General features: G+C 43.2%; 9 protein-coding genes. 2 read left to right on the forward strand and 7 right to left on the reverse strand.

Translation table 11 applies throughout. The features are described 5' to 3' along the window. Positions 1-8: 8 nt before the first annotated feature. From ileS to murJ, 3 genes are all read right to left on the reverse strand, one after another. The gene (ileS, locus tag ABMY45_RS02435; protein ID WP_206473398.1) at positions 9-2,837 is read right to left on the reverse strand and encodes an isoleucine--tRNA ligase; all 2,829 of its coding nucleotides are present in this window, start codon (positions 2,835-2,837) and stop codon (positions 9-11) included. A gap of 21 nt (positions 2,838-2,858) precedes the next feature. Next, complete coding sequence (gene ribF, locus ABMY45_RS02440) at positions 2,859-3,785, reverse strand: bifunctional riboflavin kinase/FAD synthetase (RefSeq protein ID WP_174169977.1); 927 nt, start codon at positions 3,783-3,785, stop codon at positions 2,859-2,861. Positions 3,786-3,852: 67 nt separating this feature from the next. Further along, positions 3,853-5,415 carry a murein biosynthesis integral membrane protein MurJ gene (murJ, locus tag ABMY45_RS02445; RefSeq protein ID WP_349237920.1) on the reverse strand — a complete coding sequence of 521 codons (1,563 nt, stop codon included), beginning with the start codon at positions 5,413-5,415 and terminating at the stop codon, positions 3,853-3,855. Positions 5,416-5,842: 427 nt separating this feature from the next. Between murJ and rpsT the strand changes: the two genes are divergently transcribed. Continuing rightward, positions 5,843-6,103 carry a 30S ribosomal protein S20 gene (rpsT, locus tag ABMY45_RS02450; protein ID WP_010370978.1) on the forward strand — a complete coding sequence of 87 codons (261 nt, stop codon included), beginning with the start codon at positions 5,843-5,845 and terminating at the stop codon, positions 6,101-6,103. Between the two features lie 93 nt (positions 6,104-6,196). Here the strand turns inward: rpsT and ABMY45_RS02455 are convergent, their stop codons facing one another. Continuing rightward, positions 6,197-6,580 carry a response regulator gene (locus tag ABMY45_RS02455; protein ID WP_010370975.1) on the reverse strand — a complete coding sequence of 128 codons (384 nt, stop codon included), beginning with the start codon at positions 6,578-6,580 and terminating at the stop codon, positions 6,197-6,199. A 92-nt stretch (positions 6,581-6,672) separates the two neighbouring features. Between ABMY45_RS02455 and ABMY45_RS02460 the strand changes: the two genes are divergently transcribed. Further along, positions 6,673-7,158 (forward strand): hypothetical protein, encoded by a 486-nt coding sequence (locus ABMY45_RS02460; RefSeq protein WP_102057192.1) that lies wholly within the window; start codon positions 6,673-6,675, stop codon positions 7,156-7,158. A gap of 84 nt (positions 7,159-7,242) precedes the next feature. Here the strand turns inward: ABMY45_RS02460 and ABMY45_RS02465 are convergent, their stop codons facing one another. Genes ABMY45_RS02465 through imuA form a run of 3 tightly spaced genes read right to left on the reverse strand, consistent with a single transcriptional unit; the run spans position 7,243 to position 12,406 of the window. Further along, a complete protein-coding gene (locus ABMY45_RS02465; protein ID WP_349288346.1) occupies positions 7,243-10,320 on the reverse strand; it encodes an error-prone DNA polymerase in 3,078 nt (1,025 codons plus the stop codon). After that, positions 10,320-11,717, reverse strand: coding sequence for a DNA polymerase Y family protein (locus tag ABMY45_RS02470; protein WP_174169975.1), 1,398 nt, complete (start codon positions 11,715-11,717; stop codon positions 10,320-10,322). The genes ABMY45_RS02465 and ABMY45_RS02470 overlap by 1 nt, the downstream gene beginning before the upstream one ends. A gap of 2 nt (positions 11,718-11,719) precedes the next feature. After that, positions 11,720-12,406: a translesion DNA synthesis-associated protein ImuA gene (gene imuA, locus ABMY45_RS02475; RefSeq protein ID WP_174169974.1), complete on the reverse strand. Its 687-nt coding sequence runs from the start codon at positions 12,404-12,406 to the stop codon at positions 11,720-11,722. Positions 12,407-13,049: the final 643 nt, after the last annotated feature.

Genomic DNA, 13,049 nt, shown 5'->3' on the forward strand with positions numbered 1-13,049 from the left:
TTTTACTCCTAGGCGAATTGACGCTGCTCGCCGTCACCTTCAACGTTACTAATACAACGGCCACAGATATCTGCATGTTGCTCATTCTTACCTACGTCGTCCGTATAGTGCCAACAACGATCACATTTTTTAGCCGATGTTGCCGCTACACTAATGTATAAACCATCAATTTCTGATGAAATTGCATTTTCTGGCTTGCGGTTGACTACTTCTACCGTTGCTTTCGAAGTCAGTAAAACAAAGCGCAATTCGTCGCCAATGGCGTTGAGCTGCTCAGCTAAGTCACCGCCAGTATATAGCGTTACTTCAGCCTGTAGCGTCGCACCGATCACTTCTTCTTTACGTGCATTCTCAAGCACACGGTTTACTTCATCACGTACCGCCAGTAGGTTTTGCCAGTACTCGTTATTCAACGAGCCTTCTGTCGCCCCTTCAATTGCATCATACCAAGTATCCGTGAATACAAACTGGCCACGCTCACCTGGTAATACTTCCCAGATTTCTTGCGCAGTAAAGCTCATGATTGGCGCCATCCAACGTGTCATCGCTTCGGCGATATGATAAAGCGCTGATTGACAAGAACGACGGGCATGGCTATCACTTTTCGCCGTGTACTGACGGTCTTTAATCACGTCTAGATAGAACGAACCCAATTCACCAGTACAGAAATTCATAAGCTTCTGTGTTACTTGAAGCATTTGATACTTGTCGTACGCTGTTTTGATCTCAGTTTGTAGCTGTGCAGCACGCGCAACAATCCAGCGATCTAGCTCAACCATATCTTCAATTGCTACTAAATTCGTTTTTGGATCAAAGCCGCTTAGGTTCGCAAGTAGATAACGACTTGTGTTACGAATACGACGATAACGGTCAGCTGAGCGCTTAAAGATTTCATCAGACACAGTCATTTCGGCCGTATAATCGGTAGAAGCTACCCATAAACGTAAAATATCTGCACCTAGTTTGTTCATGATGTCTTGCGGCGAGATCACGTTGCCTAATGACTTAGACATCTTATGGCCTTTTTCATCGACCGTGAAGCCATGCGTTAACACTTGCTTATAAGGTGCATGACCATTGATAGCAACTGAAGTCATCATTGATGACATAAACCAACCACGGTGCTGATCCGAGCCTTCAAGGTAAAGATCTGCAGGACCGGTTAAATCTTCACGCGCATCAACAACACACGCATGTGTTACACCTGAGTCAAACCATACGTCTAGTGTATCTTGTACTTTTACGTACTGTTGAGCATCTGCTTCACTTAATAGCGCGCTAAGCTCTAGGTCGTACCACGCCTGAATACCCTTTTCTTCCACTAATTTAGCAACGGCTTCAATAAGGGCTTCCGTTTCAGGATGTAGGCTACCGGTGTCTTTATCGACAAATAATGCGATTGGTACACCCCAAGTACGCTGACGTGAAATACACCAGTCAGGGCGACCTTCAACCATGTTTGCGATGCGGCTTTCACCCCACTCTGGTAACCACTCTGTCTTTTTGATTTCATTCAGTGAATCAGCACGTAGGTTAGCCTGATCCATGCTGACGAACCATTGTGGCGTCGCACGGAAAATAATAGGAGTTTTGTGACGCCAGCAATGTGGATAACTATGCGTTAGCGCCTTATGACGGAACAATACGCCTTTCTCAGTTAATAACTCAATGATGCTGTCATTTGCTTTAAATACGTGCTGACCTGCAAAAATCGGTGTATCTGGTAGATAAACACCATTTGCACCAACAGGGTTTGCAACTTCTAGACCGTAAGCCTGGCCCGCAGCAAAGTCTTCTTGACCGTGACCAGGTGCAGTGTGAACGATACCAGTACCTGAGTCTGTTGTTACGTGCTCACCTAAAATAACAGGCACATCGAAATCTAAGAATGGGTGTGCAACGCGCAGATTCTCAAGCGCAGCGCCTTTCGCGTAACCTAGTACGTGGAAGTGCTTGAATCCAAAACGATCAACAGCGTCTTTGACTAATTCAGAACCAAGTACAATACGCTGCTCTTGACCTTCATCTTCGATTTGTACCAGCGCATACTCTAGCGCGCCGTGTACTGCCACAGCGCGGTTTGCAGGCAATGTCCAAGGCGTTGTAGTCCAAATTGCGGTACTTACTTCGCCTTTGCCTTCGTGACCTTCGGCCAAGCCAAACGCACCAATGATTGCCGCTTGATCAGCAAACACAAATTTTACGTCGATTGCTGGCGATTGTTTGTCTTGGTATTCAACTTCCGCTTCTGCAAGTGCTGAACCACAATCCGTACACCAGTGAACTGGCTTTGCACCTTTGTGCAGGTGACCATTTTTGATAATACGACCAAGCACACGAATAGCATTGGCTTCAAAATCAAAGTTCATGGTTAGGTATGGCTTATCCCAGTCACCTAAAACACCAAGGCGTTTGAAATCTGTTTTTTGGCCATCAACTTGCTTTTTAGCATAGTCGCGGCACTTTTCACGGAATTCAGCAGCCGATACTTTCTTACCTGGTTTGCCTACTTTCTTTTCGACCTGTAGCTCAATTGGAAGACCATGACAGTCCCAACCAGGTACATAAGGTGCATCAAAATCAGAAAGCGTTTTTGACTTAATAATAATATCTTTTAGGATTTTGTTTACTGAGTGACCTAGGTGAATATCACCATTTGCATACGGAGGACCGTCATGCAAAATAAATGGCTTTTTACCTTTTTTCGCAATGCGAATTTGACCGTATAGGTCTTCTTCATACCATTTTTTCAGCATCTTTGGTTCGCGTTGCGCCAAATTACCACGCATCGGAAACTCAGTTTCCGGTAGATTTAAAGTATGTTTGTAGTCGCTCATTTATCCTACTTTCCGTATCGGCTACGTTAAAGAAAAACACTGTTTTGCATTGCTAACATCACGACTGATTTGTTCTGTTAACTGCGACAATGTTTCGAATTTTTGCTCATCGCGAAGCTTTTCAATTAGCTCCACTTTCATAAACTGACCGTAGATGGTCTCATTAAAATTAAACAGATGCACCTCTAAAAGGGCTTTCGTTCCGTTTAGGGTTGGCTTAGTGCCAACATTCGCTACGCCATAATGTGTTTTGTGATTCACAGTCGCTTTGACCGCATACACACCGCGCACAGGGCTCACTTGGCGTTTTAAGGCAATATTTGCAGTATGGAAACCAAGCTCTCTGCCTTTCTTCCAACCGTGAATAACACGGCCCGAAATGGCATAGGTATGGCCCAACATATCATGTGCTTGACGTAAATCACCAGCCGCAAGTGCCGTGCGGATCAACGTGCTACTTACACGACAATCTTGCTTGCGAAAACTTGCCGTGTCTTTTACTTGCATACCTAGCGGTTCGCCTACTTGCTTTAACATTGCAAAATCACCAGCACGTTCACGGCCAAAACGAAAGTCATCGCCGACCGTGAGCGCCTTGGTTCCAAGCTTTGTCACTAGGACTTCTTTGATAAACTGCTCTGCATCTTGCGAGGCAAATTTGCGATTAAAGTTGACGCAAATGACCCGCTCTATGCCAAGCTCTTGCAACAGGACTAGCTTATCACGTAATCGCGTCAGCCTAGCAGGTGCTTTATCTTTGGCAAAAAACTCCAAGGGCTGCGGCTCAAATAACATCACTGTGCTTGGAAGTTGATAGTGTTTTGCGTCGCTAATCAGCCCCTTCAAAACCTCTACATGTCCAAGATGAACCCCGTCAAAGTTTCCAATCGTCAACACACAACCAAAATGATGTGGTCGAATATTATGGATCCCTCGGATTAGTTGCATAGTGCCGTGCCTTTGTGCAGCAAATATCAAAGAGCCCGATTATACCCAAGTTGCTTAAAAATGCGAATCAAGCATCTCGGATTGTGCTCAATCTTACCCCTAGTATAAATAGTAAACTAAAATAGCTCACCATCGCAGTTACTAATAATCCGCAAAGTAATAGCACCTGCTCCATCAGTCCCCACTCTAGCCATTCAAAACGTGCGCCGAGAAAGTATACACATACAGCCATCACGACCGCTGCAACAAAGCATTTGGCAGTAAAACCAAGAGAAAATGCGCTTAGCTGATACACACCTTGATGTGACAGCTGACGATAAAGTAAAAACGCATTACAAGACGCTGATAATGAAGTTGCCAATGCAAGGCCGATATAGCCAATAAAAGGAGCTAAAAGCAGATTAAACACCATATTCAGTACCATCGAAATGATACCTATACGAACTGGCGTTTTTATGTCTTGTCTCGCATAAAACCCCGGAGCGAGCACTTTTATTAGCATAAAACTTAGCAAACCGACGGAATATGCAGCAACACCTAAGCTGACTTTTTCTATATTGTCTGCATTTTGAGAAACAAACTCACCGTGTCCAAACAATACTGAAATGATAAGTGGGCTTATTACCATCAACCCAAACATTGCGGGTAAACCTAAAAAAACAACGAAGCGCACCCCCCAATCCAGCGTCTTTTGGAAGTCTGAACTATTGTCTCCGGCATGCAACCTCGACAATGCAGGTAAGATGACCGTAGCAATTCCAACACCAAACAGACCTAGTGGAAACTCAATTAATCGATCTGAATAATACAACCAAGCAATTGAGCCTGTGACTAAAAACGAGGCGATAACGGTGTCTATTAATAAGTTAATTTGGCTAACAGAAACTCCAAATAATGCTGGGATCATCAAAGTTCTTACTTTGGTTACCTCGGGGCTTCGCCAAGCAAAGCGGGGGCGACTTAGCACGTTTAAACGCAGTAAAAACGGTATTTGGAATAGCAGTTGAACCATTCCCCCAATAAATACCCCTAGTGCCAATGCATATGCACCCTGCTCAAATTTATCATGAAGGAAAATAGCGCAAATAATAATCGCAACGTTCAATAATACAGGGGTAAAAGCAGCTGCGGCAAAACGATTATAAACATTCAGTACCGCGCCACTCAGAGCCACGAGAGAAACAAAGAACAAATAAGGAAAGGTCAGTTTTAATAGTGCACTTGCAAGCACAAACTTTTCACCATCTGCACCACCTTGCCACCAATCTATGAACCAACTCGTACCGAATAATGCCGCAATGACAGGCGAACCAACTACGCCCAAAATAGTGACAATAAGTAGCACCGTGCCAAGTGTACCTGCGGCTTGTGCAACAAATAACCTCACTTTATCATCGCCATGCTTTTCTCTAATTTCAGAAAGCACAGGTACAAATGCCTGAGCAAACGCGCCTTCAGCGAATAGTCTACGTAAAAAATTAGGGATCCGGTTGGCGAATAAAAAGACATCTGCGGCCAATCCAGCGCCTAATAAGTTTGCCACGACGGCATCTCGAACGAGGCCCAGAACCCGCGAAATCATAGTCATGGCACTGACAATCATACCCGATTTAAATAACCCTTTTGCCACCTTAACTCCTAAATTCAGTGAATCGCGGCAGATTATGCCACAGTCGTTGTGCATTTAGCACTAGGCGTGCCCTGTCAGCTTTGATACAATACGCGCCATTAACCTTGGTAGGCCTGTTTCACCTTGTGAAATTTGACTGTTTACTTTGGTTCAGACCTGAGATTTTCAAGGCACTTTGTGAAGCTGCGCTTTGCAAATTATTAGTGCAACTTGGGATATTACGGGTTTACTTGCCTGCTATAGAAGTAAAAATGTCGCATAGCAACGTTTTGATTTGTACAGGTTAAGAATTGAGAATAGCCCAAGTCGAGTCTTGGGTGTTGAACATTAGGCCGCGCTTGTTAATTTATATTGACTTTTGCGATTAAAACAGGCATATTCCTCGGCCTTTAAATTAAGCTTATTTTAAGATTGTTAGGAGCAAACCTTGGCTAACATCAAGTCTGCAAAAAAACGCGCTATCACTAGCGAAAAGCGTCGTAAGCACAACGCAAGCCGTCGTTCAATGATGCGTACATACTTCAAAAAAGTAATCGCTGCAATTGAAGCTGGTGATAAAGAAGCTGCAACTCAAGCATTCGCTGTTGCTGCACCTATCCTAGACCGTTACGCAACTAAAGGTCTAATCCACAAAAACAAAGCTGCTCGTCATAAGAGCCGTTTAGTTGCTAAGATCAAAGCACTTTAATTTGTTGCTGGATTGAAAAAACCGACACTATGTCGGTTTTTTTATGTCTGTAATTTATATACTTTGGTATCAAAAGATAAAATCAGTGCAGTTTTATACCAATTCTAGATCTGGGTAAAACTTCTTCAGCATAGCCGCGATTTTCTTTGGCGAAAATGGCTTAACAACAAAACCTTTAGCTCCGCGCTCAATCGCATCTTTAACATTGTCTACCGTTGAGTGGGCAGACACCATAACGACATTAATATTCGGGTTTATTTCATTTAGGGTTGCAATTAACTCTTTACCATCACCATCGGGCAGCTCAATATCTAAAAAGACAATATCAAAATGTTGCTCTTCACATGACTTTACGCATTGCGTTGCAGTGGAGGCTTCTCTTACATGATCAATGCCTAAGTGCATTAAGGTTTGATGTAAAAAGCTGCGAACTGTCCCTACATCATCGACGATTAAAATAGAGATGTTTTGATCCATAGTCCTTTCCCGTAGGCTGTAGTGTAAAAATAAGCTATTATACTTAGCATAGAAGCATTATAGAGACCTGCAACTAAAAGGCTACTTAAAGCATGGCAAAACCATCAAAAAAACAATCGCTTTTAGGTCAAGTACAGTCCAATCAAAAGAAACGCACTAGTACAACAAAAAACCGTCGACCATCGCCACAACAAATTGCAGCGATAAAGGCTCAACAAACCGCGCAAGCACGGCAAACAAATACACCTCAAACACAAGCCGCTACAGATAACGATAAACCCAAGGGTAAAGGTAAGTGGATAGTGTTTGCTGTGATTGGTGTTTTATTTATTATCCTGCCAAAACCACAACTGATTACTTATGAAAAATTAGGCCTTGTGGCTAGTAGTGTATATTGGTCTGGTCTTCCTGGTATAGATCCTGTGCTATTTGATTCAAACTTACATCCAAAGCCTGCGCTTGAGCGCAATACACTATATTTATGCCACGATTTGAAAAACCCTGACTCCTGTCAGAAGTACCAAATCGTTAAGCAAGAAGGGTTTATTGCAGCCATGATGAAGCTGCTCCAAGGCTAAAGCGAAAAAGCAACGAAAATGCCTCTCTATTGGGGCATTTAAACCTTATACGCATTTACGAAAGGCCGAACACCTCACAAGCAATTAATGAAAAGCGCGAGCCTTAATTGTCATCGCTGCTAGTAATTCACTTCTATCGATTAACCTACCAGCAATAACATGTACCACTTCACCCTCTTTCTCTACTATACCCTTTATTTCTAATAGCTGTGCGCCCATATAGGCTTGCTTTTGTGCTCGAGCAGTACCAGACCACACAATTACATTGATGTTGCCTGTTTCGTCTTCCAAAGTAAAAAAGGTCACGCCTTTTGCGGTACCCGGGGCTTGCTTTCCTGTCACCAATCCTATCACTGTTACTAACGATTTATGCGGTCGATAAAGCAGTTCATTAGCCTTAACCGTTCGGTCTATAAGCTTTGCTTGCTCAAGTTGCTTGATTGGGTGAGTGCGTAAAGAGACCTTAGTGCTATTATAATCTTCCTGTAAGTTTTCAAACTCTGTGGCGCTAAAGTGACTATATTGCGATTCTTTCTCTTCAATATCACTGAATAGTGGCAAGGTTTTACTTTGATCTGCAAGTGACCACCTAGCCGCATAACGGCTATCTACAAAGTGATGTAAAGCATCCGCGGAAATCAGCTTTTCAATAGTGCTGTTAGTAATACCAGCTTGCTGTAACTGCACGATATTCCCAAACCCCTCTTGAGGTCTGCATTGTAATAATTGCAGTGCTTCTTCTTCACTTAACCCTTTTATAAGCTGAAATCCTAACCGGATCGCAAACGTTGCTTGTCTTGGCTCTTGTACGACTTGATGTTCGTAATCGGACTGGTTAACACAGATAGGTAAAATGCTAACCTCATGCCTTGATGCATCTTGCAACAGCTGTGAAGCCGAATAAAACCCCATAGGAAAGCTATTGAGTAGAGCGGTATAAAACATTGCGGGGTAGTAGTATTTCAACCACGCAGAGGCATAAGCCAGCACTGCAAAAGAAGCTGAGTGACTTTCAGGAAAACCATATTCACCAAAGCCGCAGATCTGCTCAAAAATCCGCTCAGCAAATTGTGCTTCATAGCCCCGATCCAGCATGCCTCGAATAAGCTTTTCTCTAAACTGCATTAGCTCCCCGGTTTTTTTCCATGACGCCATGGCTCGGCGTAGGCTATCCGCTTCTCCTCCAGTGAACCCAGCAGCAACCATAGCCAGTTTTATCACTTGTTCTTGGAAAATAGGAACCCCCATTGTCCTCTCTAATACCGATTTAACCGCTTCGGATGGATAAGTCACTTGCTCTTCACCATCCCGTCGCTTTAAAAATGGATGCACCATATCCCCTTGAATAGGGCCGGGACGTACAATCGCTATTTGGATCACTAAGTCGTAGTAATTCGCGGGTTTCAGCCTTGGCAACATACTCATTTGTGCACGAGACTCTACTTGAAACACGCCAACACTATCCCCTTTTTGCAACATCTTATAGACCAAAGGGTCGTCTTGCATACGAGTCAATTGGGCAAGATCCAGATTTCGCTTCGTATGCGCTGCAATATAGCCAAAACACTTACGGATAGCGCTTAGCATACCCAAGGCCAAGATATCGACTTTGAGTAACTTAAGGGTTTCAAGGTCATCTTTATCCCATTGAATAATGGTGCGCTCTGGCATAGCTGCATTTTCTACGGGCACTAATTCATGTAATGGGCTTTCTGAGATAACAAAACCACCAACATGCTGCGATAAATGCCTTGGAAACCCCATAATGTCATTAACCAACTGAATAAAATGCTGACCTTTTAATGAGTTTGGCTCTAACCCTAACTCCACTAATTGGGCCTGCCAGTTAAGTCCTTTATCACGGCGGTTGAGATGCTTAATAAAGTACTCTATTTGCGCCATTTCAATGCCCAAGGCTTTGCCAACATCACGCATGGCACTTTTTAAACGATACGTGATCACCGTTGCTGCTAATGCTGCGCGTTTACGACCATATTTTTTGTAGATATATTGGATCACCTCTTCACGACGTTGGTGTTCAAAATCCACATCTATATCGGGTGGCTCATTACGCTCTTTACTAATAAAACGCTCGAACAATACACCCACTTGCCGAGGGTCAACCGCGGTTATCTCTAAGCAATAACAGACCACAGAGTTAGCGGCTGAGCCTCGCCCTTGGTATAAGATTTGATGCTGTTTGGCATACATCACAATGTCATGAATAGTGATAAAGAAAAACGGATAATCAAGCGCTTCGATAAGCGCTAGCTCTTTATCAATAATGGCTTCTATATCTGGCGGCACGCCATCAGGAAAGCGAACTTGTTTACCCTTTTCGACCAACGCGCGTAAATAAGTCATTGGAGTAAAACCTTTAGGCACTAACTCCTGAGGATATTGATAATGCAATGAGTCTAAATTAAATACACATCGCTTCGCGATATTGGCACTTTCTTCAAGAAAGGTAGGTGAAAACAACTTATTAAGCTTAGAGATAGATCTAAGTGCCGACTCGCTATTGCTAATCATTTTCTCAGGGATCTCGCTTATCACACGATTCTGTCGAATGGCTGTCAGTGTATGCTGTAGCGCAAGTCTAGACGAGCAGTGCATAAGCACCCCACCAACAGCGCAAATAGGTATTTGGTAAGCTTTTGACAGTTTTACACAATGGGTAAAATAATGTACATCTTTTGCACTCAAGTTACGTCGGTAGCCAATCCATATTCTATTTTGGTGGTATTTACACAGCCATTGCAATGACTGAACATCTTGACTGTTTCCCTTTGGCAACCACAACAATAAGACATGCTTAAGCGACATAATATCCCACTCACTAAGCTGATATTGTCCCTTCTCCATTCGCTGGCGAGCATTACTGATCACTCGACATAACTCTGTATAAGCGAGCTGGCAAGGACAAAGAGCAACCAACTCAATATTGTTGTACTTCAGTAAACTCCCAACTATCAGTTTTATCTTGAGTTTATGATCTCGAATATAAGCATGAGCACGGACAATACCAGCCAAAGAGCATTCGTCAGTAATGCCTATTGCGCTATAACCTAAAAAATCTGCTTGTTTGACCAACTCTTCTGGTCGCGATGCGCCAGTCAAAAATGAAAAGTTGCTCTGGCAAAAAAGCTCGGCATAAGACATTAGCTAAATACTCCATGAATATACCAATGATTATTTTGCTCTCGAAATACCCATAACCGCTGCGCTTGTTCATTTTGTACAATAAAATAATCTCGCTGGACCGGCTCACCGTCCCACCACCCCGAAGCGATACGCTCTGGACCAGAAATAATATTGACTCTTTCACATAACAGCTGTGGCTTCGAAAATAGGATAGTAGGTCTTAATTTACTCTTGAGTGTCGTGAAATGTGGCTCGTGGCTATAAGTGCTGGCCTTTTCAGGACGAGGATCGCCTGTAAGTTGTAAACCTTGCACTGCCTGCTCACCGAGCTTAGCACATAGAATAGCCCGCAGTCCTTGCGCAGACATCGCACTTTGCTGCGTTGAGAAGAGATCTTTTATTGTGGCATGCTGCGCTTCTAGTGCATCAGCTTTGAGTGAAACACTTTGTACGGGTGCATCTAAGGTTATGGATTCTAGCTTGAGGTTTAACAAGCGCTGCCAATTTGCCGCCTTATATTCAGGCTCCGCGCTGTTTAATGTGATCTCTAAAGCCTCTTTATCTCGAAGTGCTAAGGTAAAATAAAGCGTTCGAGTTACTAAGTTACGTTGCTGTAGGAATAACGCTAAACGCGATAGCAAATGCTCGATTGGCTTTTCTAACCAAGCCATTACTTCGACTTCGTAAAGTAAAGGTGCAGTAAGCTCAAAGGTTTCCGCAGGTTGGTAATAGTTAAGGGTTTCCTTTAGTTTTCCAAACAAGCAGCCTACATAATGTACGAGTTCAGTATCAAAACGTTTGGCCAGTTCACTGAGTGAAAACAGCTCTAACTGCGCCACGTTTTTAACTCCGGTGCGAGCAAGCAACTCAATCACTTGACTGTCTAGACTTGTACGTGTTAATCCTATCTTCCCCAAGTAATGACGCTTTTGGCACTGCGTTAACATAAGCGCATTGCAATGCTCTCGCGCTAAGAGCTTAGCCATTATTGTGGACTCACCCATGCCGTAATAATAACTCTTGCCAAGTTGCGCTAATTGTCCAGATATTACTTGCCAGTAACTTGGCAAATCATGATAGAGCGACAGCATAGAATCGACTTTAAGCACAAGGCCATTAGGTTCATCGATTACAATATCTGCACTTACTTGATAAAGCGTATTGGCAATTTCTAATAGCTGCTGTCTTTCTAGAAGGTCGTCGTAGGGCAAAACATGAAGCTGTGTACACAATGCACAAGCAGTCCCAAGGCCCATTCCTATTTTTATACCTCGCTGCTGCGCTGCATCATTGAGCTGCACTATCTGGTTTTTGCGGCCATCAATAATAACAACGGGTGTAACAAAATCACCAGAAACCGTTCGCTTTGTCATTCCCTCTAGTTGCAGCATAGGAAAATAGAGATATAACCACATAACTAGCTCGTTAAACGCCGCTCATAGCCTGTAAATGCAACTATATTATCGCTAACATGAGGTAGATTTGGCTTTTCAAGCTCTGGCCAATAGTGGGGGTTTTCTAGTTTAAGACTACGATGTGCCAAGTGCCCCTTGTGCTTCTTCACTATCACATCCAAGCCGCTGTGCTGTGCTTGTAAAGCCACTGAAAGCGTAAATGGTAGAGTTTGAGCGTACTGTGCTTGATGTAAAACAAATAACCTACAACCTCCCGTCTGTGCACCTAGCTGCAAACGCTTTACAGCGGCAATAGAAAGCGCTTCGTGCCAAAGTACAAGCGCACTACACGCACCACTTTTTACACACTGCTCCGCAGCCCACAGTGCTTCTTTTTCACTTGGTGGCTGCAATATCATAAATTCACTCAGGTCTAACGATAAATAATGCAATGCCGCGGCATGTATTTGTCCTGGTGGATTAATTAATACCTTCAAACGGTTATCATCCGCAAAGTGGGGCAATATCAACCTTAACTCCCCTATTCCCATTGCAGTTTTTACACCAATCACACCTTGTTGCGGCCAACCACCACACAGCACATCATCAAGTGCAGCAAAGCGAGTACTGACGACATCATGCTGCACGGCCTTTCCACGCCCACGCCAAAGCAAGTTTTTACGCTCAAGAAGATCTATATAATTCGCCATACATCACCAAACACTGTTTATACATACAGTATATTTAAATAAAGACAGATCGCAAGTAGATCGCTAGAAAAGAGACGAGTTAAAAAGTAACCATGGTTTACGCTTTAAGTTAATCGTGTTTTGCTTAGAGGATATGAAAGTTGCAATGAGTACGGCGCGTAGATAATCGTCTTAGGCCTAGTTATCTAAGACAAGAGCTAACCAACTGAGCCTGCCACTTTGCCACAACAGGCAAAGTTATGTCGACATTATTATAAGCTTATGTTGAAAAGTGAGCTGTTTGATTGCGATGACAAAGGAAGGGCTAAAGTAAATGAGCTTTTTGGATTTTTGTAAAGGAAGCTCGCTTAGAAGAGAAAATGCAAGCAAGCCCAGTGGTCGGGATTCGAATCGAAGCGTCGAACCGCCGCAACCCCGGCGTGACAGGCCATGCCCACTTCATATTGTTAATCGGGCTTAATAGGTACAACCCATAACTCATTGGTTTAATTTAATTTAATTTAATGCGTAACACCGAATAAAAACTTTTATTTGACCACGAGTTTTGTAAAGTTTTATTTATCAGATTTTGAAAGGAATAATATTACAGTTATCAATTATTATCTGAATTCGGGTATACTTACTGCGAAATTAAATTTTCACT

Origin of the sequence: Pseudoalteromonas sp. XMcav11-Q (assembly GCF_040104525.1) — a bacterium.
Taxonomy (GTDB): domain Bacteria; phylum Pseudomonadota; class Gammaproteobacteria; order Enterobacterales; family Alteromonadaceae; genus Pseudoalteromonas.